This is a genomic window from Mesorhizobium sp. WSM4806 (genome assembly GCF_055811635.1).
The window spans coordinates 272,989-295,429 of record NZ_JBVVQZ010000006.1; the positions used below are offsets into that span (position 1 = coordinate 272,989).

The following is a 22,441-nucleotide window of genomic DNA, read 5'->3' on the forward strand; positions in this document are numbered from 1 at the left end:
CCTTCACGGCGGCCGGTGCGCTACGCCAAGCCTGCCCGACCAGATCGAGCTGACGATCGTCGCAACCAAGAAGGACAAGCCAACCCACTGGGCGCCAGGAAGATTAGGGAGCTCCTGATTAGGAGGCTCGCCGGCGATGTCCGCATACCCTCGAAGAGCACGGCGCATGTCTGCTCGATCGTCACGGCCTGTAAAGCGCGCCCGTCAGCGGCAGCGCTTCGGCACGCAACTATCACCAACGCGTTATGGTGCACGGACTTCTAAGGGGAGTTCCGGCGGGCGATGGTCGAATTGTGACGGTCACCGACCAGGCCTCGCGCTACCTGCTCGCCTGCGAAGCGCTCGAATCGAAGAAGGAAGGACCGGTCATCGAGGCCGCCATCCGCCTGTTCAGGGAACGCGGCCTGCCTTCCGCCATCAGGAGCGACAACGGCTGTACCTTCTCTTCGCCGAACGGCCTCTATAACCTGTCCAGGCTGTCGGTCTTCTGGCTCAGGCTCGGCATCGACATCGAGCGCAGCCGGCTCATGCTGTCCACCGTCACATGGCGTGTGTTCTCGATCCGAATCACGCCGTCAGCCCGCAATTGCGTCAGCTGCCGGCTCACAGTCTCGTTCGTAATTCCAAGAAAATCAGACATCTCGGCGCGCGTCAGCGGCAGATCGAAGGACGCTGACCTGGCTACCGGGTCAACACCGAAATCCATATTCCGAGCGATCATGAGGAGAAAACTCGCCACCTTTTCCGATGCGGTCTTGCGCCCCAACGTCACCAGCCACTCGCGTGCTTCATCGAGTTCATTCAGCGTCTGCTTGAGCAGGCGATGCTCGAATTCCGGCGACCCCTTCATCATCCGTTCGACGGCTGCCCTTGGAAACGAGCACAGCGTGACAGCTGTCACCGCTTCCGCATTGATCGAGCTTTCCACCTTAAAAGGACGTCCCAGAAAATGCGGTGCAAACTGGAGACCGACGATCTGCTGGCGACCATCGGAAAGGCTCTTTGTCAGCTTAACCACGCCTGAAACCAGGTTCGAATAGCTGTCGACCGCCTGTGCGTCGCCGATCAGTTCCACTCCTGACTCGATCTGGCGCCGCGAGCAAGTCTTGGCGAGCCCAACCAAATTGTCTGGACGAAGCGAACCGCAGACGCCGCGATGCCGTGCTTCGCAATGGACGCAAAGAACGGGGATACCGGAAATGTAAATGTCTCGCCGTACTGACATGCGCTCGCTCAACCCGATCCCAAGTGCCGGCAGGATACCAATCTAAGGTAGAAAAATCCTTGCGGCAGTTTGTCCGAGTTGCTGATTGACCGAAATCAGGGCTTTGGCTTGCCAATAAGCCCAGAGTTCCAGCGATGCAAACATGGTGGACCACGACATGCAGTCCGAATTAGCTGCCCGGGTTGGCGAGAACGTCCCGCGTTATACCAGTTATCCGACTGCACCGCATTTCCACACGGGCGTCAATCCTGCGGTTTATCGTGGCTGGCTGGAGGCGCTCAAAAGTGGCGGCGAGATCTCGCTCTATCTGCACATCCCCTATTGCGACAGACTCTGCTGGTTCTGTGCGTGTCATACCAAACAGACGCGCCACTATGAGCCGGTGACGGCCTATCTGCGCTCGCTACACGCGGAGATCGCGACGGTTGCGGGACTCGTCAGCGGCAAGGGGCATGTCCGCGCAGTTCACTTCGGCGGCGGTTCGCCCACCATGCTGAAGCCCGGGGACATGGTGGCGCTTGGCGCGTTCTTGCGGGACAGCTTCGATTTTGTCCCGGACACAAAAATCAGCGTCGAGATCGATCCAAACGACATGGATGAGGCGCGCCTTGATGCGCTGGCCGAAATCGGCATGACCAGGGCGAGTCTCGGCGTCCAGGATTTTGAGCCAAAAGTGCAAAAGGCAATCAACCGCGAGCAAAGCTTTTTGCAAACGAAAGCTGTCGTCGACGGAGTTCGCTCCCGCGGCGTCGGTTCCGTCAATCTGGACCTGCTTTACGGATTGCCTCACCAGAGCAGGGAGAGCGTCTGTTCCACCGTAGCGCAGGCGCTGACCCTGGAACCGGACAGGATGGCGCTGTTCGGCTACGCGCATGTGCCCTGGTTCAAGAAGCATCAGACGATAATCAAAGAGGCGTGGCTGCCTGGCCCCACGGAGCGCTTGGCGCAATCGCAACTCGCCGCGCGAGCGATTGTGGACAAGGGGTATGAAGCAATAGGGCTCGATCATTTCGCCAAGCCAGGCGATGCCTTGGCGATAGCGGCGCGCGCAGGGGCTTTGCATCGCAGTTTTCAGGGCTACACGGAGGATCGCTGCGAGACACTGATCGGGTTTGGCCCTTCGTCCATCGGCCGTTTTCGCCAGGGCTACGTGCAGAACAATATTTCAACCGCCGAGTACGGAAGTATAGTCGCGCATGGCGGGCTGGCGGTTGTCCGCGGTATCGCGCTTTCCGACGACGACCGCGTTCGCGGCTGGATCATCGAGAGGCTAATGTGTGATTTCGCCTTCTCGGCAGTCGATCTGGTGGAACGCTTCGGCAAAGCCGGCCAGAAGCTCCTCCTTGAGTCGAGTACCATGGCCCTCCACGATCCCGTTCGATTGCTTGAACTGGATGGCGACCGTTTCGTCGTGCCGGCTGAAAGTCGCCCATTCGTCCGAAGCATCGCGGCCAGGTTCGACAAATATTTCCAAAGCGGAAGGGCCAGGCACTCGGTTGCAGTTTGAGCCAAAGAGTGCGGTCGCGGTGACGTGCTCCCCTGTTTGCCTCCATTTGTGAGTGAGCCTGTTCACGTGTGATCCTTGACGGATCGGATTACATATTCAAGCGGAGTTAGCCCATCGAGGCTCGTGTGCGGGCGATTCACTCATTGCCTCGGTTACTCGGAATCTGAGCGTGCCAGACGCCGCGACTTCTCCGGCATGCTGGACGTCGGCAAACCTTCTTTTCTGGCCTTGGCAAACGCTCGGTCGCCTTCCAGAAACCCCGCCAGCATGAAAGGGATGAGTTCTGCCACCGTTTCAGACTCGCCATAGGCCTGACGATAAAGGGCAGCATACTCTTTGAGCGCTTGGCCCAACTGCGCGCTGACGGTGATGGTAATCTTCGAAGGTGTTCGGTCAGGAAGCTTTCCAAGTTTCAAGTTGGCCATATTCACTCCCGCTCAACTCGCGTATGGCCGTAGCACCAGATCCTTGTGCACGATGACGCGCAGTGGCCAACCTGGGCGGATGGTGATGGTGGGCTGAACATTGAGGTTCTTCTCGGTGATGCGCTGGCCGGCTTGACTGACGTTCTGCTGAGTGGATTCCCGGATCGCTTTGACCAGATCGCTTTCGTTTTCTCCAAAACTTAACTCGCTGCCGACGCCCAGCAATGTGGCCAGCGCGACTCCCTTGATCAGCTGCCAGGTGTGGAAATCGATCTTGTCCGCGAGCCCGGCATAGCCGGCAGTGTCTGTCGCCGGCAGATTGTCGATTTCGATCGAAGAACCGTCTGGCAGTATTATTCGCTGCCAAACCAGAAGCGCCCGTTTTTGCCCGAAAGCGACGACGCTGTCATAGGTCCCGATCAGCCGCGAGCCCTGCGGGATAAGCAGGATGCTGCCGGTGAGCGTATCGTGCACGTTCTCGGTGACCTGCGCGACGACAAACCCGGGCAAGTCGGAATTTATGCCGGTGATGAGACTTGCGGCGATCACGCTGCCGGCCATGAGCTGATTTGGAGAAGCTGGCGTCTGCAATGCATGCGGGTTGTAGATCCCGCTGGTGTTGCGCTGGCTGACAAAATCGAGCTTGCGTTGTTGATTGTTCTGATCGCCCTCAGGCGGGGCAACGGAATCTGACGGCCGAGCGGCATCAGATTGCGGAGGCGCCCCGAACGGCTGCTGGGCACTTTTCGCATTACCGCCGATGCCCGCCTCCTTGGGTTGATTTTCAATGCGGAAGAAGACTTGTGATTCGCGCGCCTCAATCGCCTGCTGGGCAACACGCTGCTCCTCGGCGGAGTTGTCCTGCCCTGGCGCGATGCCGAGCTGGCGCCGCCGCTCAAGGATGGGGCGACCGAGGTCGCCCGGCAGTGGTGGTCCAAGCACAGGAGGGTTCGGCTTCACTCCGGAATAGTCCTTGGGAAGTGTTTCAAGTCCTTCAGGGGTTGGCTTGCGGTCAGTGTTGTAGAGATCTTCCGCCTTTTCTTTGAAGCGAAGCGCCGGTCCCTGCAGCGCCATCATCGTGACGCCCAGGATGGCACCGGACCCGACGGCAGCGATGGCGACGATCACGCCGCGCCTGAACCGCACGGCGCGGCGGGGCGAGGCCCGTAACTGCAGCTGCTCGGGATCGAGTTTTGGCGGAGCATTGGATGGGGAAGTGTCGGTCATAAGGCCCCTCTCCTCACCTGCTAGAGCGCGCAAAGAGAGATACGCGACGCGGCGGTTGACGGCCGTCCGTCCTTGTGATGCGCACCACTTGCTGCTGCTTGGTGCCGAGGCGTAGTTCGGCCGCGGCGAAGAGCCGATCGACAATGTAGTAGTTGCCGCGCATGCGGTAGTTGACGAGCTGGTTGTCCCCGTCAGAGCCGACGATGAAGAGTGGCGGGGCATCTCCCTGGTCTATGCGGCGCGGGAACTCGATATAAACCTTGCTGCCATCATCGAAGGCTCGCGTCGGTCTCCAGGGCGGTGTGTCGCCCCTAATCGAGTAGCGAAAGCGAATGTTTTCGAGCGCCACGTTCGCCGCCACCGGCATGGTAGCCTCGGCCTGAGCGTTGCGCTGGCGGAGCGCGACGATCTGGTCCTCGCTGTATGTCCAGGAGATCGCCGCCATAGCGGTCTTATCGGTGCTTTGAAGCTGCAAATGGTAGGTGCGTCGTTCCGTGGTGATCACCAGATTGGTGCTAAGCCCCGGCGCGAAGGGCTTTACCAGCACATGGGTGCGCTGGTCGTCACCGGTGCCGCTGACGGTATCGCCGATGACCCAGCGCACCGTGTCGCCGGCCGACACGGCTGTCAGTTTCTCGCCCGGCTGTAGGGCGATATCGGTGACGCGCTCCGGCGCGGCATAGAGCTGATAAAGCGCGCCATCGGTGAAGGGATAGACCTGCACCGCATTGACGTAGCCGTACCGGGTGGGTTGCTGCGTCGCCGCCTTGTTGGCGTCGGCGACGCGTTCTTCAGGAGAGCGCTTGTCGGCGATTTTGCCCGGTTCTGGCTGCAACTGGCCGGGGAGCGGCAACGGCTTTGGCACCTCGACTATCTTGACCGGTGTCTCTGGCGCCTTCTCGATTGCCGCTGCTTTGAAGTCGGCAGCATCATACGAAATCTCAGGCGGCACCGGCTTTGATGCGCAGGCCGAGAGAACTGCTGCCGATGCGGATAGGATCAGCGCGGCACGGAACGATTGGGCTCTATTTGTCATCGGCGGGCTCCTTCGGGGAAACGGATGTCGGTGCGGCACTGTCGAGCTCGCGCGACCAGTCGATGGCGTTGATGAAGACACCGAGCGGATTGTTGCGCAGCTGATCCGTATTGCTTGGCGGGCGGATCACGACGGTGAGGATCGCGGTCCAGCGCGTGGTGCTGGCAAGGCTGCCGCGCTCAAAGACCTGCTCAGTCCATTTAACCTGGAACGAGCTGTCGGAAGCCCTGACCACACTGGTCACCTGGACGGACACGCTGCGCGTTCCGATCTGACCGAAGGGATCGTTCGCCTTGGCGTACTCATTGAGGAAGAGTGCCGCACGGTCGGTGGCAAAGTCGTAAGCCGCCAGCCAGTTCTGCCGCACCAGCACCGGATCAGTGGAGACGGAACGGACATTCTGGATGAAGCGGCCGAGGTGCCAGGCTATCTGGGCGTCGGAGGGCTCGTAGCCTTGGATCGCCGGCGCGACGGCGCGTGCCTCGCCGAAGCGGTCGACCTCGACGACGTAAGGCACAACACGGCTCTGCATCGACTGCCATACGAGTCCGCCAGAGAGCCCGGTCGCCAAGGCCAGACAGCCGAGGGCCATGAGCCGCCAGTTCCTAGCCTGTACTCGAGATGAGCCGATGCGCTCGTCCCATAGCTGGGCGGCCTTTTGATACGGCGTGACCGGTTCGGGTGTCTTGCCGTAACGTTGAACGGGTCGCTTGAACAGCATCTAGTCGTCCTTGTCGTTGAGAGATGGATTGGCGCTGCCTCCCTGGCTGTCGCCTTCAGGGACAGCCTGCATGGCGGCGTGGCGGTGGGCACGGGCGGTCTGTTCGGAACGCAAGCGCCTTGCCCACGTCGGAGCGGCATTAGGGTCTGCAGCGGTCGGGTTTCCAGTCATGGACGCGGTGGGCGCACCACCGGTCGCGGTCCATGCCGCTTCCCGGCCGGCATCGGCGCTGCGCCCGAACGTTCCCGCGGCAGCTCTTGCTGCTCGCATCGCGGCGCCGCCGGCGTCACTGGTCACGCCCTGCAATCCAGCAGCCACACCGGACAGGCCGGTGTGGGGCGAGGTTGCTCGCCCGATCTGCCAGGCCGTTAAAGCAGCCGATCCCATCGTTGTGCCGGCCCGAATTGCGGCGAGACTGCCGCCGGCTGCCATGCGCGCGCCAGCAAATGCCGTGCCTCCGGCAACGAGCGATGCACCAGCAGCCGCCGCAGTCGTGCCAAGTGCGGCGCCCGCGCCAAGCTGCGGCGCGCCGGACACTAGACCCGACGCGATGCCGGGCCCAAAGATGCCGAGCCCAAGCAACGCCAGCGCGCCCAGCACCTGTGACATCGCGGCGGCCAGGTCCGGCTCCTTGCCTCGCAGCGCGGAAGCAAACTCGCCGAAGAGTGTGGAGCCGATGCCGACGATGACGGCAAGTACCATCACCTTGATGCCTGAAGAGATGACATTGCCGAGCACGCGCTCGGCCAGAAACGCCGATCGATTCCAGAGTGCGAAGGGAACCAGAACAAAGCCGGCAAGCGTGGTGAGCTTGAACTCAAGGATTGTGATGAACAGCTGAATGGAAAGGATGAAGAAGGCGATGATGACCAGGAACCAGGCCATGAGCAGCACGAAGATGGTGAGCGCGTTGCCGAAGATTTCTGGAAAGCCGAGCAGCTGACTTGCCTGATCAAGCAGCGGCCAAGCGCCTTCGAAACCGGTCGCGGCGATGCGGCCCGGGCGCAGGAGATTGTCTGGGGAGAGATTGCCGGAGGACGCGTTGATGCCGAGCCCGGCAAAGGAGCGATAGATGATGTCGGCGAGGTTCTTAAAATTGTTCAAGATGAAGGCGAAGACGCCGACAAAGAGCACCTTGCGGGTAAGCCGGCCGAGAATGTTGGGCTCATCGCCGAGCGCCCAGGCCAGCCCGGCCAGCGTGATGTCGATGCCGATCAGGATGGTGGTGAGGAAGGCGACGTCGCCCGAAAGCAGACCGAACCCGCTGTCAATATAGCGGATGAACGTCTCCATGAAGCGATCGATGACGCCAAGGTCGTTCATGCCGCCGCCTTCCTCGTCAGAGTTGGTGATCAATTGCCGGGATAGGCCGAGCCGGTACCCAGGAAGCGCTTGGTCGTCTCGCGGGCGGCTTCCTCGGACTGCGCCTTGCGCGCGGCATCCTCGGCCTCAGCTCGAAACTGAGTCGCGAGCAGCGTTTGGATCTGCATCTGCTGCTTGGTTGAAAGCGCGATCAGCTGGTTGGTGGCCTGGCTTGCCTGAAGCGCACCGGCTGCCCCTTGGCTGCGGTTGACGAGATCGGCAAGCAGGTCGCCGTCGGCGCGGACGTTCTCGACGATCTGCGACTGGACCCGCATGGTCTGGCGGAACGCCTGCATGGCGCTCTGCCAGCGCTCGCGCGCAGCGGTTGCCACATCGCTGACCTTGATCGTGGCCTCGTAGCTTTCTGGATATTGGCTGCGCCACTGGTCTTGAAGCTTGCCCAGATCAAAGCTGAGGCCACTCGCCTGGTCCATCAAACCGTCAATGCGATGGAGCGAACCGGTGAGTTGGCCCACGGAAGAGAAATCCAGACGCTGAAGATTGCGCGCCATGTTCTGCAGCATGGTTGCCTGGTTCTGCAGCGACTGGATCTGGTTGTTGATCTGCTCCAGCGCGCGCGCCGCCGTCAGCACGTTCTGCGCATAATTGGATGGATCGAACACGACAAGGGCGTAGGCCGGCTGCACATAGTCGGCCATTGGCTTGGCGATCAGGGAGACGGTGATCAGGCTGGTGAAAAGACGGCGTCCAATCATGAGGATTGCTCCATGTCTGGTTGAGGGAATTGCTGAAGAAGCTCGGCAGCCCAATCGAGCCCGCGCGCGCTCAGAAATCGGGAGGCAAAGCTGTCTTGCCCGTTTTCGGACTGGATTTTGTCGATCAGGGTCTGCGTCGCCGGATCGGAAGCGCCGCAAAGCGCAAGAGTGATGGGGCCAAGCCCGAGCTCGAAGAGACGGTTTCCGCTACGTGACAGAAGATAGTAGTGGCGCTTCGGCGTGGCGCGGGCGATCAATTCGATCTGCCGCTCGTTCAAGCCGAAGCGCTCGTAGGCTGCCCGCGCGTGCGGTTCCACAGCACGATCATTGGGAAGGAAAATGCGCTGGGGGCAGCTCTCGACGATCGCCGGCGCGATTGAAGAGCCCGCGATATCAGCCAGCGATTGCGTAGCGAAGATCACCGAAACATTCCGCTTTCGGAGCACCTTCAGCCATTCGCGGATACGGGCGGCGAAGAGCGGATTGTCGAGATAGAGCCAAGCCTCGTCGAGCATCAGCAGCGTCGGCCGTCCATCGAACCGCTCTTCAAGACGATGGAACAGGTAAGTGAGCACAGGCAGCACAGCGCCTTGGCTCTGCATCAGCTCTTCCGTCTCGAAACACTGCACATTCGATAAGGCCAGCCGATCATCATCGGCGTCGAGCAGGCGGCCGAAAGGACCGTCGAGTGTGTAGGGCATCAACGCGGACTTCAGCCTGTTGGACTGAAGCAGGACCGAAAGGCCGGTCAGCGTGCGTTCCTGCGCCGGCGCGGTGGCAAGGCTGGTGAGTGCCGACCAGATTGCCTCCTTCACCTCCGGCGTGACGGTGACATTCTCATGGGCAATGAGGCCGGCAATCCACTCGGCTGCCCAACTGCGGGCAGCCTGGTCGCGGATATTGCGCAGGGGCTGGAAGGCGAGCGCACCGTCAGCACCCAGCGCGTGGTGTTCTCCACCCGTGGCAAGGACTGCCGCGCGCGTTGAATTGCCTTTGTCGAAGACATAGACCTGCGCGCCGGCATAGCGCCGGAACTGCAGTGCAATCAGGGCAAGCAGCACCGATTTGCCGGCGCCGGTCGGGCCAACGATCAGCATGTGGCCGACATCGTCGACATGGGTGGATAGCCGGAATGGTGTCGACCCGTTGGTCTCTGCGAACAGAAGTGGCGAGGCCTCTCGCTGGGTGACCTTGGCGAGATGCTCGTTCGCCGTAGGACCTGCCCAGACCGACGACAACGGCATGAGATGCGCAAGGTTCAATGTGTGAACGAGCGGCTGGCGAACATTGGCATAGATATGACCAGGCAGCGAGCCGAGCCACGCCTCGACCGCATTGACGCTTTCGTGGATGGTGGTGAAGCCGAGCCCATTGATGATGCGCTCGACCGCGCGAAGTTTCTCCGCGGCGGCTTGATGGTCCTCATCCCACACTGTCACCGTTGTGGTGAGATAACCGAAGCCGACATGGTCGCCGCCCAACGCCTGAAGGGCTGCGTCGGCATCGAGCGCCTTGTTGTCGGCATCGCTGTCGACCAGCGGGACAGGTTCGTTGGTCACGACCTCGCGCAGGATGGCCGCGATCGACTTGCGCTTGGCAAACCACTGGCGGCGCAACCGTGTCAGCGTCTTCGTGGCTTCCGTCTTGTCGAGCGGGATGAAGCGCGTCACCCAGCGATAGGCGAAATCCTGATGATTCAACGCGTCGAGAATTCCGGGCCGGGTGAGATTCGGGAATCCGAGGACGGTAAGGGTGCGAAGATGGTGTTCGCCGAGCATCGGCTCCAAGCCGCCCGTAAGCGGCGCGTCGACCAGGATGCCGTCGAGATACATCGGCGTTTCCGGGACAGCGAGTGGATGGCGGCGGGTCGAGATTGTGCCGTGCAGGTAAGTCAGGGTCTCGGCATCGTCGAGCACGCGCACCTCGGGCATGAAGCCGGACAAAAGATCGAGGACCCGGTCGGTCTCGTCGCGAAACCGCGCCAGCTCCTGGGGCCAGTCTCTCCCGCCGCCAGATTGGTGTGCGTCAACGAGCGCGCTTTCAGCCCTCGCCCGTGCGTCCGGGGGCGGCATGAACAGCAAAGTCAGATGATAGCGGCTCTCGTAATGCGCGACCTTGCCCTCGAAGGCCGCGCGTCGTTCTTCATCGACCAGCCAAGACGCGGCGTCGGGAAAGGTTGAGTTAGGATAGCCGAGCGCCTCTATGCGCTCGGCTTCGAAGAACAATGCCCAGCCGGAGCCGAGCCTTCTCAACGCGTTGTTTGCCCGGGCGCAGATGCCGACAAGTTCTGCTTCCGTCGCGCTTTCGAGATCGGGCCCGCGGAACCGTAAGGTCCGCTGAAAGCTGCCGTCCTTATTGAGCACGATGCTGGGCGCGACGAGCGCTGCCCAGGGCAGATGGTCCGCAAGTTTGTCGGCTTTGCTGCGGTATTCTGACAGGTTCAGCATGCCAACCATCCCTTCAGACGAAGGTGACGAACGAGCACGCTGGCGAAGTCTGGATCGCATCTTGTGGCAAAGACCGCCAGCGTGTGGCCGGCAATCCACAGCACCAGCCCAGCGATCCACTGCTGCAAACCGAAGCCGATAGCTGCGGCCACCGTGCCGTTGAGGATCGCCACCGCTCGCGGTGCACCGCCCAGCAGGATGGCTTCGGTCAATGCCCGGTGAACGGGAACCGCGAAGCCCTCAATATGCTGCTCTCCAGCGGCCATCAGACGAGTGCTCCGCCGCCAAAGGAGAAGAAGGAGAGAAAGAAGCTCGATGCCGCGAAGGCGATCGACAGCCCGAAGACGATCTGGATCAGCCGGCGGAAACCGCCTGCGGTGTCACCGAAGGCAAGGGTTAAGCCCGTGGTGATGATGATGATCACGGCGATAATCTTGGCGACCGGTCCCTGTACAGACTCCAGGATCTGCTGCAGCGGCTGTTCCCAAGGCATGCCGGAGCCTGCTGCGCGGGCTGAGACCGTGAGAACAAGCACGAGCGCGGTGGACGAAAGAAAGCGAAGCTTCTTGCACATGAATTGGCCTTTCAAAACTGCTGAAGTTGCGGGAGCGTCAGTTGGGTGACGGCGTAATCGCCGCTGCCGTCGAGACCGGTGACCTCGGCGATGGCGTCAATGCGGCGCGAGGATCCGCGCCCGGCGATGAAGACAATCAGATCGATGGCATCGGCGATCAGACGGCGTGGTACAGTGACGACGGCTTCCTGCGCGAGTTGCTCGATCCGGTAGAGGGCGGAGCGCGCCGAATTGGCGTGAACCGTTGCGATGCCGCCGGGGTGGCCAGTGTTCCATGCCTTCAGCATATCGAGGGCTTCCGCACCCCGGACTTCGCCGACGACGATGCGGTCGGGCCTGAGCCGCAGCGTCGAGCGTACGAGATCGGCAAGCGTCACCGAGCCCCGTCTTGTCCTGAGTGCAACGCAGTCCTTGGCAGCGCACTGCAGCTCGCGTGTGTCTTCGATCAAGATCACCCGCTCGTCGCATTCCGCGACTTCGACCAGCAGCGCATTGGCGAGCGTGGTTTTACCCGACGACGTGCCGCCTGCGACCAATATGTTGCGCCGCTCGCGCACGGCCTTCCTCAGCGCATCGGCCTGCAGCGGCAGCATGATTTGGTCGGCGACATAGTTGGCCAACGTGTAGAGTTTTGCGGCCGGTTTACGGATGGCGAAGCATGGCGCCAGAACGACTGGCGGCAACAGCCCCTCGAAGCGCTCACCCGAGGGCAGTTCGGCGCTGACGATCGGACTACCCGCATGCGCCTCGGCACGCACATGGGAAGCGACCAGGCGAACGATGCGTTCCGCCTCGGATGGGTGCATATGCACGCCGGTACCGACCCGACCTTCTCCCAGCCGGTCGAGCCGCAGCGCACCGTCGGGATTGACCATCACCTCGACAACAGATGAATCGGCAAGGGCCTCAGCGATTGCCGGGCCCATGGCGGTGCGCAACATGGCACGATGGCGATGGTCGACCTCCGGATGAGAACTCATCCTTCCCCTCCCCCGCCATTATCCGTCCCAAGCGACCGTTTGCCGGAGGCGATCTGGCGGCCCACTTGCTCGACGAATTTGTCGAAGCGCTCCTGGGCAATCGCTTGCGTCGCCCTGTCCGGGACTGGCGTGTGAGCATGAAGCGTGATGGAAAAGCGAATGAAGAGCGCCAGGCTCTCTAGGATCATCTCGACGTCGCGTCTGAGATGACCGAGGTCACGAGAAAGACGGTCGAGCCTTACGCCGTAGCGCCGGTCGAGCTCGTTCTCGCCACGCCGCTCGATAAAGGCCTCGACTGCCTTCGCCACGATCGCTGATTTGGTCGTCGATGGATCGCGGTTGAGGTCGTCCAGTTTCTTGCTCAGGTCGGGTTCGAGCAGAAACTGATGACGAATGCGCTGAGGGCTCATGTGGCTCGTTCCAACTGTCCCAGCGCTGTTGCGCGGGCGGGAACGAGCATCGGCGACTTCCTCGAAATTGCTTATGGCCGTTATCTACGCTGATTTGCGCTCTGCCTTCGGCAGCTTCTTTCAGAAGCCGGGTACGATGTCCTTGTTGTCGCCCGTTCCCTCGTTGATGCCATAGGCGCGTGCGGCGGTGGAAATTCGGTCCATCACGCGCCTGTCGGCAACTGTCTCGCTATCATCGTCCGCTGGCTTGAGCAGGTCGTCCCGGTCGGGCTCCAGGGTGACGGCTGTATGCTCTTCAGGCAGACCCGGATGTCGCTGTTGCTGGACACCTCCTTCATCTTCAATTGCCTCGCCCGCGCTTTCGCCGCCGCCAGCAAGACGGCGGTCAACGCCCCGCACCTGCCCGATCCAACAGTCCGGGCGCGGTACTGGCCGATCCGCGTAAGCGCCGCCGCGCAATACCGGCGCAGAAAGCACGCGCTCGGTGAAATTTCGATCCTGGTAGTAGCGCAGCTTCTTTGCCCGGATCGGCGGCAGCCCTGAAACCAACACCAGTTCATCGGCTTGCGGCAACTGCATCACCTCGCCCGGTGTCAATAGTGGGCGGGCGGTCTCCTGGCGGCTAACCATCACGTGCGACAGCCAGGGGGCCAAGCGATGGCCGGCATAGTTGCGCATCGACCTCAGCTCCGTTGCCGTGCCGAGCGCGTCCGAAATGCGTTTGGCCGTGCGCTCGTCATTGGAGGAAAAGGCAATCCGCACATGGCAGTTGTCGAGAATGGCATTGTTGTCCCCATACGCCTTGGAGATCTGGTTCAAGGATTGCGCGATCAGATATGCACGGATGCCATAGCCGGCCATGAAGGCGAGCGCGGTTTCGAAGAAATCAAGGCGACCGAGCGCCGGGAATTCGTCCAGCATCATGAGCAGTTGATGGTTCCTGCTCTTCTTAGGATCCCCCTCCAGCCGCTCCGTCAGACGCCTGCCGATCTGATTGAGCACAAGTCGCACCAGCGGCTTCGTGCGCGAGATGTCCGATGGCGGCACGACCAGATAGAGTGACATCGGTCGCTCAGCATCCAGGAGGTCGGCAATGCGCCAGTCGCAGGCTGATGTCGCTGCCGCCACCGTAGGATCGCGATAGAGGCCGAGGAACGACATGGCGGTCGAAAGAACGCCTGAACGCTCGTTCTCCGACTTGTTCAACACCTCGCGAGCTGCCGAGGCCACGACAGGATGGACCTGGGGCTTATCCGCCGCGCCGAGATGGTTGGTCGTCATCATCCGCCGTAGTGTCGCGGCAAACGAGCGTTGTGGGTCCGACAGGAAGGTGGCGACGCGAGCGAGCGTCTTTTCCTCTTCGGCGTAAAGCACGTGCAAAATGGCGCCGACCAAGAGTGAGTGACTGGTTTTCTCCCAGTGGTTCCGCCGGTCCAGCGCGCCTTCCGGATCTACCAGGATGTCGGCGATATTCTGGACGTCGCGGACCTCGTCTGGACCTTTTCGTACCTCCAGCAGCGGGTTATAGCGCGCCGACCTCGGATCGGTCGGATTGAACAGGAGACAGTAGGAGAACTTCGAGCGCCAGCCGGAGGTCAACTGCCAGTTCTCGCCTTTTATATCGTGAATGACGGCCGAGCCGGTCCAGGACAGAAGAGTTGGAACAACCAGTCCGATGCCCTTGCCTGATCGTGTTGGGGCAAAGGCCATGACGTGCTCGGGCCCGTCATGGCGCAGATAACGATCCTTCAGCTTGCCTAGGAAAACGCCGGCCGGCCGAAACAGCCCTGCCGTCTCGATCTCGTGAGTCGCGGCCCACCTTGACGACCCATATGTGGTGACCGACCCGAGCTGTCGCGCGCGCCAAAGCGAGCCGGCGATCGCGGCGGCACAGCCCACGAACCCACTGGCGCCGGCAAGCGCACCGGCCTTATCGAAGACCTCGGGCGCATAAGCGTCGAAGTGGAACCACCATTCGAACAGTTTCCACGGCTTGTAGATCTGCCAGCCAGCCGCGACTAACCATGGCGCGCCGAGTGGCGGTTGATGGCCGAGCATGTGGGCGCACCACTGCGTGGCCGCCCATACGCCGAGTATCACGATTGCGAACACGACGGCGATCTGCCCAATCAGTAACTTCGTAGGCGTCATTGGCTTGCTCCGCAGTTCTGGACATGCGGGGCCAAGCATCGCGCGGCGCGATGTGAACTGAAATGCGCACTACGCACGACCAGGTGCGATGAGGGAATGGGCAGGATCGCTCAGACTGGAACCTTTCGGTGGAGCAAATATGTCCACTTGGCCGCAGACCTGATCTGCGTCTCGTCGACATCCAAATGCCGGTGACGCTTGGAAGTGTATTTCCGATGGACGCATGCTACCTATGAGCACGTCACAATCATTCGACGGTAACCGATTTTGCGAGATTGCGCGGCTGGTCGACATCTTTGCCCATGGAGACCGCCGTATGATAGGCAAGAAGCTGTATCGGCAGCGAGAAAATCATAGGTGCGATAATCTCGTCGACGGCCGGCAGCACGATCGTATGCATCGTGTCGAGTTTCGAGGCAGCGGCCCCATTTTCATCGGTGATGAGGATAATCCGCCCTCCACGGGCGGCCGCTTCCTCCATATTGGAGACGGTCTTGTTGAAAAAGCGATCATGTGGCGCGATGACGATCACTGGCATGTTCTCGTCTATCAATGCGATCGGACCATGCTTCAATTCGCCAGCCGCATAGCCCTCAGCATGGATGTAGGAAATCTCCTTGAGCTTCAGCGCACCTTCCATCGCCAGTGGGAAACTGGTGCCGCGGCCAATATACAGGACACCATGACACTTTGACAGTTCGCGCGACAGGAGCTCGATATCTGGCTGGATGCTGTTCAGTACCCGGCCCATGACGCCCGGCATTTCGGCAAGGCTCCGGACGAGCGCCTTCACCTCATATTCAGTTAGCGTTCCACGGTCCTTGGCAGCGCCGATGGCGAGTGTGGCCAGAACCGCAAGCTGGCACGTGAAAGCCTTGGTGGAGGCGACGCCGATCTCCGGGCCGGCAAGGATCGGGAAGATCGCGTCGGCCTCCCGAGCGATGGTCGATTCGCGGGAATTGACGACAGCGCCGGTTTTCAGCCCACGCCCCTTGCAGTACCTCAGGGACGCGAGCGTATCGGCGGTTTCGCCGGATTGCGAAATGAAAAGAGCCGCCGATTCCGGCGGCAACGGGATCTCCCGGTAGCGGAATTCGGACGCAACGTCGATTTCGACCGGCAGGCGCGCATAGCGCTCGAACCAGTATTTTGCGATCAGTCCGGCCAGATAGGCGGTGCCGCAAGCCGAGATCGCCAGGCTCGGGATGCTGGCGAAATCTATGCTCGAAACCGCATCGACGCGATTCCCTTCGAAGTTGATGTAATGATCGAGCGCACGGGCGATGACCTCGGGCTGCTCGTAAATTTCCTTCTCCATGAAGTGGCGACGGTTGCCCTTATTGGCCAGGAATGCCCCGGCCGTGGAAGTCTGGCGCGGACGCTCGACGGGATGGCCATCGAAATCGAAGATATCCGCGCCTGCCTTGCCGATGACGGCCCAGTCGCCGTCGACGAGATATGTGATTGCATTTGTGAAGGGAGCTAGCGCCATGGCGTCGGAGCCCAGGAACATCTCGCCGTCGCCGTGACCGATCGCCAGCGGTGGTCCATTGCGCGCCGCCATGATGGTCGACGGATCATCCTCGAAGAGAATGGCAAGCGCGTAGGCGCCCCTGACGCGCTTCAGCATGGCGTGCATTGCTTCACCCCGCCCCATGCCCTCCCGGCGGTGTCTTGCCAAGAGATGCACGACGACCTCGGTGTCTGTGTCGGTCTGGAACTCGGCGCCCGCCGCCACCAGTTCGTCCTTCAACTCGGCGAAATTCTCGATAATGCCGTTGTGAACGACGGCGACACCGTCCGTAAAGTGCGGGTGCGCGTTGCGCTCAGTCGGTGCCCCATGCGTTGCCCAGCGCGTGTGTGCGATGCCGATGGTGCCACTCAGCGGCTCTTCCTTCAACCTCGTCTCGAGATTGATGAGCTTGCCCTTGGCGCGCCGGCAGTGCAACGAGCCCTCGGTGATGGTGGCAACGCCGGCTGAGTCATATCCTCGATATTCGAGACGCTTCAAAGCGTCGACCAACCGATCAGACACCGGCTGATGCCCAACGATGCCAACAATCCCGCACATGATCGTCTCCGAATTCTTCCCGGTAGCCTCAGCCGACCCGAAGGGCACCGCCCGGCACTGAGCCTCCTAGTAGAATTCGGTAAAACAGGTAAAATCGATTGTTGGGATGGCTGCCATCCAGCCAGTGGATAGAAGAGGACGTGTTGACCAGTGAGAAACGGTACGCGCGGTGCCGGCTTGCGTCCACCAACCGCCAGTTGGGACGAGTGTCCGTAGTCGGCTGAGGCGTAACGATCATCGCAATGTCCGCTTTTTACATGCTGTTGACTCGCCCAGTTAACGGCCCTTAGATCCATTGACTGCTACAATGCTTAGGGGTTTTCAAAATGCCGTTCAAACGGGCCGGTCTATACCCTGCCGATCTCGATCTATGCCAACGGGTATTCGACCAGATATGCAGTGACGAGCATATCGCCCGCTCATCGTTGGAGGCCGACAACCTCGCCCTGGATATTTTAGTCGCGTTGGAAGAAGAGGCTGACGCGGATGAGGCTGAGCTGCTTGAACTCATCAGATCGAAGCAGCGGGCTACTCGTCATCTCCGCTGAGGGATGCAGTCACCCAGACCTTCCCTTTGCCTGTTCGACTGCCTTGCTGGCCGCCTTGGCAAACTCCTGCATGTTTGCTCACGCGCACTGTCGGCCGTCTGGAACTTGCGCCAAACTCATCAGTTCTGGACAATGCCAAACAGCGCGTGGCAACGACCCTGACTTCCATCGGCACGCTTACATCCCGGCCGGCTGCTCAACGCCCCTCAAGGCGTGGCCTGGAAGCGTCGCAGCGCCCGCGGCAGCGCGGCGGCCAACCTTGACTGCGTCTCGACACGAGGTCGGCGCTTCACCGGAAACGACGCAAGGGCAGCGACAAGCACATGCGCAGGAGCCTGCCGCGGCAGTCAACTGAACCAGCAAGCGGCCCCGGGTGTTCATCCGCTTTCATCCGGGCTTCGCCGTCAACCCAAAGCGGACAGCTGATGTGCTACAAAAACCGGACTACGACAACTTCGGCGTCGAGCTCCGGCCGGAGTTTCGCCACCACCGGGCCGATCCCCATCTCAGTAGACAGCCTCTATAGGGGCGTTTGCGGTTTCGAGTTGGGTTCTCAATGACAGATAGCTGCGGTGAAGGTGTGGGCTGAGCATTGCGGGTCGGCCGGAGACATGCGCAGCAGCAGTTCGTTTTTATGTGCCGTTGCTGGGTTATGAATCGGCTGCGCACGGTCCGGTCTTTTGAGTAGGCAAGGCCAATTTTCGAGGTGTTGGGGCTGCTCATGGCTCCCTCCCGAGTTGGGACGGAAGCATGATGCTCGCCTACAGCCGACGATGCTCGTAACGTTTACCGCCGATGTCGACATCGTTACACCCCATCGGTGCGACGAGCCTCGCCTTTTCCGAGCATAAGAGCGGTTCACCTCGTCCACCGATCAGCTTGGAAAGCGGCGATACTCTGATGCTCGAAGCGCATGGCCAAACTGCTCGACCTCGTCAGATCGTTCGCGAGCCATTGAAGCGGAGGCGGACTCGTTGCTCGGAATGCCCTTATCCTCATGCCATGTGGAAGGGCATCCACAGCGACAGCAGCCGGGAGGAGCTCGATCCCTTGTTTTTTGTCGAGCTGGTTCAGTAAATGTCCTCGACGTTTGCGCGAGCTCCGGCAAGCTTAACGGCGATCTGGCGCGAGCCCGAGCATCTTGGTTAGAATGGGATCGCAATTGGCCACGGGGCGCGCTGTCGTTGGTTCGATAGACCTACCAGAGCTGGTGGCACTCACGCTCTCGGAGCGCCTTGGTCGAACTCTTGCCGGGCCATCCAAGGCACACCGCACTCACGCATGGCTGCCACACAAGTTATGAAACGCTAGGCCCACTCCTTTGCCGACCGATGTTCCAGGAGATACCGTCTCGCTGCACTATGCCAGAAATCTCTTTGCCGACATGCCGCTCGAGCACCGGCCGCCACGGGACGAGCACAAACTCGCGCGATTTCTCGATAAGGGCGTATTTGCCGCTGGCGAGCTCAACTGAGCGGCGGAGAGTGCCTTGTACCCGGTCTCCGGGTCGCACTTCAGCATAGGACAGACCGAGCTCTTCCGAGAGCTGACCGGCAACACGGTTCAGTTCACGCTGGCGGAGGATCGAAATCATGTTGGCGCGATAGACGGTGCGGTCCTGCTCTTCATGCGCGAGACCCTGAGCAATCAGCCATTGCCGCCTGCGGGCTTGCGCCTCCCGCACGTCACGGCCAAAGCCGGAGTTGCGCAGGGCCTCCGGTGAATCGGAAACCATTTCCCGGTCGATCCAGGTGGCACCGTCGAACCCGATTTGCTGATCAAGCGGCATTGATGAGAGCTTGTCGACGACAACAGGCACAGCCATGGCTCGCTTGCGCTCGTAGTCGGCGACTTGGTCGAGATGGTTCGGCGCGATAATCCATGTGCCGTCGGCTTCGCGCCTGACAGTGCCGGTTTCGCGGCGAATGGCTTCCAGACGACGCACATGGGTTTCGGCGAAGCGTTCGCTGGCAGACGGATCATGCTTCAGGTGGATATCAACATTGTAGCGCCCGCCGTGGACGGCAGCGATCTCGGCGACGGTGCGGTCAACCTGCCTCGGCCCGGTGTTTCTCGGCGTGACACGGACGATGCAGCCGTCGGGCGTCGGTTCGGTGGCCTCGCCTTTGCCGACATCGATGTAGTGGCTTTTCCCGTCCACCCCATCCACAATGAGGTAGTGGCGGTCGTTGATCTCGTCGGCAAGCCCGCGCGCCACAAGGCGGCCAACGAAAGGTTGCGCGAGCTGCCCGGATTGATCGTGGATCACACAGTCGGCTGCACTTCGGGATAGTCCTCTACCCGCAATGTCTCGGTGCATCGTCTTGATTATGTCACCGCGCTCGCCGATGCGCTGCAGTGTCGCTTCGAGCTCATCGTCGAGGCGCCAGCGGCCGGAGCTGATCTCCTCGGCCAGACCCATCCGTCCGAGTTTGCGCAGGCGGCCCTGGTGCAGGGTCTGTCGAAAGGCGTCGCGGCCGACCGGAGAAACCAGTCCATCGCTGTCGCGCATGCTGAGCAGCTGCCGGTCGATGCTGGTGAAGCGCTCCTGCTCCATTTCCTGGCGCAGGCGGTGCTCGATCTCGCGATCGGTTCGTGGACCGAGATCGAGGCTGACCAGCTCGGCGGTCCGTTCGCGGATTCCGCTTGAGATATATTCCCGCGCAATGACGAGGTTCTCGCCGCGGTCGTCCTTGCCACGGACGATGATATGGGTGTGCGGGTGGCCGGTGTTGAAATGATCGACGGCAACCCAGTCGAGCTTCGTGCCGAGATCCTCCTCCATCTGCGCCATGAGCCGGCGCGTGAGTGGCTTCAGGTCGTCATACTGGATGCCGTCTTCGGGTGCGACGATGAAGCGGAATTGATGCCGATCGCCATCGGCACGATCAAGGAAGGCCTTGCTGTCGACGCGATCACTGTCGGCGCCGTAGAGCTCGCCAGGCGCGCCTTCCCGGGTAACGCCGTCGCGTTGGATGTAGCGCAGATGCGCACGCGCCCCACCCTGGCCTTTGCCGGCCAGCTTGACGACGCGCGCCTTGACCACCACCCGCCGCTGCCGGAAGGCAGCATACCTGTCGCGTGATTTCAGCAGCGCGGCGCACGCTCCGCCGCGCCCTGCCCGGCTGCCGTTAAAGCGGCCGCCGCGCTGGGGTCGGCCGCCGGCTCTGTTGATCGCCGCCTGGACCTGGCTGGCGAAGCGTTTGCCTGCCTTCGAGCCGCGCGAGCCTATTCTGCCGAGCTTCGGCCTGAATTCGTCATCCTGCATCGTGGCCTCCCAGAAATCTCAAGCAGTGTCAGATACTTGCGTGTTCCACACTCCCGGCTCTGCCAGCAGCCTCCAGGAAAAACGATGTGCAGACAAAGACTTCGCCGCCTCCTGGAGGCAATGCCTTTATCTTGCCTTACGCCGCCCTTCCGCTTTCCGGCTTCCGCACCAGCCCTTTCCCGTCCCGCAAAACCGCCCCGCTCACCGAGTCACCCGCCATTCTGCTCGTTCGTCCGAGCGCGAATGACGCGCAGCGGCACAAAGAGATCGCCTTTCGCTTCGCCGGCGCGAACGCCGTTACGAAGGAAGAAGAGCGAGCGGCCGGAGGGAGCGTTTTGGCTGTTTGGCGCCTTGGAGTCCCCTTCGAATTGATCAATGTCGTCCGCCGAAATCCCCTTCCCCCTGAGCTGTTTAAGATAGGCAGCTGTCTCCTTGGGCAGCGGCTTCCCACGCTTCAAATGCTCTTCGTAGCGCTCGGGTCCTGCGTTATAGGCGGCAAACAGGCCGGGGAATCCGAAGCGGTCAAACATGGCGCTGAGATAGGCGGTTCCGGCGAGAATATTGTCACGCGGATCGTGCGGATCGGCTCCCAGACCGTATCTGGCACGCATGTCCTCATACGTTTCCGGCATCACCTGCATGAGGCCCATTGCGCCCGCGCGTGAGGTAATTGGGCGGCCGTCGAGCATGGTCTTGCCGCCGCTTTCGGCCTCGATGACCGCGTAAATCCAGGCCTGAGGAATACGGAAGCGTCTGCTTGCTTCGCCTGTGAACTGGTGCCACCTATGAAGCTGCGGAATTTGGGAGATGGCGACCGGCTCAGCGCCGGTCGAGGCGGAACAGGCGCATGGCGCAAACGCGATTATGCCGAACATCAGCAGGGTCACTCGGTCCATAGCGGCACGAGCCTCCCAATGACATTTGCGCGCGGCACCGGCCCGAAATAGCGGCTGTCGAATGACCGAATATCGTCGCTGCCGAGCAGGAAGATTTCGTTGTCGGCGAGTGTCCGGCACCCGTTCCACCGTGGCAGCGGGCGGCCTCTGGTATCCTTCGCCAGCCGTCGCGCAACGATCTCGCCGTCGATGATGACCGCGTCATTGAAGGTGCAGACTTCGTCGCCCGGCAGCGCCGCAAGACGTTTTACCAGCGGCACGTTGCGGGACAGATAGCCGCGTTCGGCGGCGAGTTCGGCGAGCGATTCTGGCGGGCGGACGAGCACCAGATCGCCCCGAGCCGGTGCTGCAAGCCCGAGGCGATAGAGGCCGACGGGCGCGCTGGCCGAGGCGTTCCAGACCAGCCAGGGCCTTGGTTTGACGGTGCCGGCGAAGCCGATCAGGGTCAGTCCAATCACGGCAGCGGCGATGGTTTTGCGTGCCTGGAGGCGCCGCAGGCCGCTGCCGATCAGACGGATGGAAGGGCGCCGGCTCATGCTCGGCCTCCCTGGCCGGCTTGGCCGGAACCGGCCTCACCACCCGCGTTACGGGCGTACTGCGGGTGTCCTTTCGACCATCCGTCGAGTTCGTCGATGTGGTAGCGGACATAGCGGCCGTGCTTGCGGAATTTCGGGCCGCCGCCCGTGAGCCGCATCTTTTCCAGGGTGCGCTGGGAGAGCCCGATATAGAAGGCTGCTTGGGCTGTGCTGAGAAAGGGACTGCCCTTTTTGGCGCGGGCCGCGCGTTCGTTTTCGTCGTCCATGGTGATCCTCGTTTCGCTTCGGACAAGCGAGGGCGAGGATGGGCGAGCGAGATCGCCTCCGGGACGGGCGAAGAG

The 22,441-nt window shown here is 61.5% G+C and carries 20 protein-coding genes and 1 pseudogene; 3 read left to right on the top strand and 18 right to left on the bottom strand.

Features of this window, described 5'->3' with window-relative positions; genetic code table 11:
* Positions 1-3: 3 nt before the first annotated feature.
* Positions 4-518, top strand: a pseudogene (locus AC0L2M_RS12335) (IS481 family transposase); the annotation flags it as partial.
* On the opposite strand, the gene AC0L2M_RS12340 reads toward AC0L2M_RS12335, so the two are convergent.
* On the bottom strand, positions 461-1,225 hold the full coding sequence (locus AC0L2M_RS12340) for a Crp/Fnr family transcriptional regulator (protein ID WP_473535012.1): 765 nt from the start codon (positions 1,223-1,225) through the stop codon (positions 461-463). The pseudogene AC0L2M_RS12335 and the gene AC0L2M_RS12340 overlap by 58 nt on opposite strands.
* Positions 1,226-1,382: 157 nt before the next feature.
* Between AC0L2M_RS12340 and hemN the strand changes: the two genes are divergently transcribed.
* Complete coding sequence (gene hemN / locus AC0L2M_RS12345) at positions 1,383-2,732, top strand: oxygen-independent coproporphyrinogen III oxidase (RefSeq protein WP_473532504.1); 1,350 nt, start codon at positions 1,383-1,385, stop codon at positions 2,730-2,732.
* 152 nt (positions 2,733-2,884) lie between these two features.
* Here hemN and AC0L2M_RS12350 read toward each other — a convergent pair whose 3' ends face one another.
* From AC0L2M_RS12350 to glmS, 13 genes are all read right to left on the bottom strand, one after another.
* Positions 2,885-3,157 carry a DUF2274 domain-containing protein gene (locus tag AC0L2M_RS12350; protein ID WP_473534986.1) on the bottom strand — a complete coding sequence of 91 codons (273 nt, stop codon included), beginning with the start codon at positions 3,155-3,157 and terminating at the stop codon, positions 2,885-2,887.
* Between the two features lie 12 nt (positions 3,158-3,169).
* Positions 3,170-4,384 carry a TraB/TrbI/VirB10 family type IV secretion system protein gene (locus AC0L2M_RS12355; RefSeq protein ID WP_473534987.1) on the bottom strand — a complete coding sequence of 405 codons (1,215 nt, stop codon included), beginning with the start codon at positions 4,382-4,384 and terminating at the stop codon, positions 3,170-3,172.
* Between the two features lie 13 nt (positions 4,385-4,397).
* A complete protein-coding gene (gene trbG, locus AC0L2M_RS12360) occupies positions 4,398-5,420 on the bottom strand; it encodes a P-type conjugative transfer protein TrbG (RefSeq protein WP_473534988.1) in 1,023 nt (340 codons plus the stop codon).
* Complete coding sequence (gene trbF, locus AC0L2M_RS12365; protein ID WP_473534989.1) at positions 5,410-6,141, bottom strand: conjugal transfer protein TrbF; 732 nt, start codon at positions 6,139-6,141, stop codon at positions 5,410-5,412. The genes trbG and trbF overlap by 11 nt, the downstream gene beginning before the upstream one ends.
* On the bottom strand, positions 6,142-7,464 hold the full coding sequence (gene trbL, locus AC0L2M_RS12370; RefSeq protein ID WP_473534990.1) for a P-type conjugative transfer protein TrbL: 1,323 nt from the start codon (positions 7,462-7,464) through the stop codon (positions 6,142-6,144). It abuts the gene before it with no gap.
* 29 nt (positions 7,465-7,493) lie between these two features.
* Positions 7,494-8,219 (bottom strand): P-type conjugative transfer protein TrbJ, encoded by a 726-nt coding sequence (gene trbJ, locus AC0L2M_RS12375; RefSeq protein WP_473534991.1) that lies wholly within the window; start codon positions 8,217-8,219, stop codon positions 7,494-7,496.
* Positions 8,216-10,666 (bottom strand): conjugal transfer protein TrbE, encoded by a 2,451-nt coding sequence (gene trbE / locus AC0L2M_RS12380; protein WP_473534992.1) that lies wholly within the window; start codon positions 10,664-10,666, stop codon positions 8,216-8,218. Before trbE ends, trbJ begins: the two co-directional genes overlap by 4 nt.
* Positions 10,660-10,932 carry a VirB3 family type IV secretion system protein gene (locus AC0L2M_RS12385; protein ID WP_473534993.1) on the bottom strand — a complete coding sequence of 91 codons (273 nt, stop codon included), beginning with the start codon at positions 10,930-10,932 and terminating at the stop codon, positions 10,660-10,662. The genes trbE and AC0L2M_RS12385 overlap by 7 nt, the downstream gene beginning before the upstream one ends.
* The gene (locus AC0L2M_RS12390) at positions 10,932-11,240 is read right to left on the bottom strand and encodes a TrbC/VirB2 family type IV secretion system protein (protein WP_008871922.1); all 309 of its coding nucleotides are present in this window, start codon (positions 11,238-11,240) and stop codon (positions 10,932-10,934) included. Before AC0L2M_RS12390 ends, AC0L2M_RS12385 begins: the two co-directional genes overlap by 1 nt.
* 11 nt (positions 11,241-11,251) lie before the next feature.
* A complete protein-coding gene (trbB, locus tag AC0L2M_RS12395; protein WP_254017441.1) occupies positions 11,252-12,220 on the bottom strand; it encodes a P-type conjugative transfer ATPase TrbB in 969 nt (322 codons plus the stop codon).
* Complete coding sequence (locus AC0L2M_RS12400) at positions 12,217-12,630, bottom strand: CopG family transcriptional regulator (RefSeq protein WP_065010491.1); 414 nt, start codon at positions 12,628-12,630, stop codon at positions 12,217-12,219. Before AC0L2M_RS12400 ends, trbB begins: the two co-directional genes overlap by 4 nt.
* A gap of 120 nt (positions 12,631-12,750) precedes the next feature.
* A complete protein-coding gene (locus AC0L2M_RS12405) occupies positions 12,751-14,781 on the bottom strand; it encodes a conjugal transfer protein TraG (protein ID WP_473534994.1) in 2,031 nt (676 codons plus the stop codon).
* A 247-nt stretch (positions 14,782-15,028) separates the two neighbouring features.
* Entirely contained in the window at positions 15,029-16,852 is a 1,824-nt protein-coding gene (glmS, locus tag AC0L2M_RS12410) for a glutamine--fructose-6-phosphate transaminase (isomerizing) (protein WP_473534995.1), read from the bottom strand.
* 326 nt (positions 16,853-17,178) lie between these two features.
* Between glmS and AC0L2M_RS12415 the strand changes: the two genes are divergently transcribed.
* Complete coding sequence (locus AC0L2M_RS12415) at positions 17,179-17,400, top strand: hypothetical protein (RefSeq protein WP_473534996.1); 222 nt, start codon at positions 17,179-17,181, stop codon at positions 17,398-17,400.
* Between the two features lie 1,297 nt (positions 17,401-18,697).
* Here the strand turns inward: AC0L2M_RS12415 and rlxS are convergent.
* The 4 genes from rlxS to AC0L2M_RS12435 all read right to left on the bottom strand — a co-directional run bounded on the left by rlxS (position 18,698) and on the right by AC0L2M_RS12435 (position 22,366).
* The gene (gene rlxS / locus AC0L2M_RS12420; RefSeq protein ID WP_473534997.1) at positions 18,698-20,668 is read right to left on the bottom strand and encodes a relaxase/mobilization nuclease RlxS; all 1,971 of its coding nucleotides are present in this window, start codon (positions 20,666-20,668) and stop codon (positions 18,698-18,700) included.
* Positions 20,669-20,877: 209 nt separating this feature from the next.
* Positions 20,878-21,564: a lytic transglycosylase domain-containing protein gene (locus AC0L2M_RS12425; protein ID WP_473535013.1), complete on the bottom strand. Its 687-nt coding sequence runs from the start codon at positions 21,562-21,564 to the stop codon at positions 20,878-20,880.
* A complete protein-coding gene (traF, locus tag AC0L2M_RS12430) occupies positions 21,552-22,100 on the bottom strand; it encodes a conjugative transfer signal peptidase TraF (protein ID WP_473534998.1) in 549 nt (182 codons plus the stop codon). The genes AC0L2M_RS12425 and traF overlap by 13 nt, the downstream gene beginning before the upstream one ends.
* Complete coding sequence (locus AC0L2M_RS12435) at positions 22,097-22,366, bottom strand: helix-turn-helix transcriptional regulator (RefSeq protein WP_473512868.1); 270 nt, start codon at positions 22,364-22,366, stop codon at positions 22,097-22,099. The genes traF and AC0L2M_RS12435 overlap by 4 nt, the downstream gene beginning before the upstream one ends.
* Positions 22,367-22,441: the final 75 nt, after the last annotated feature.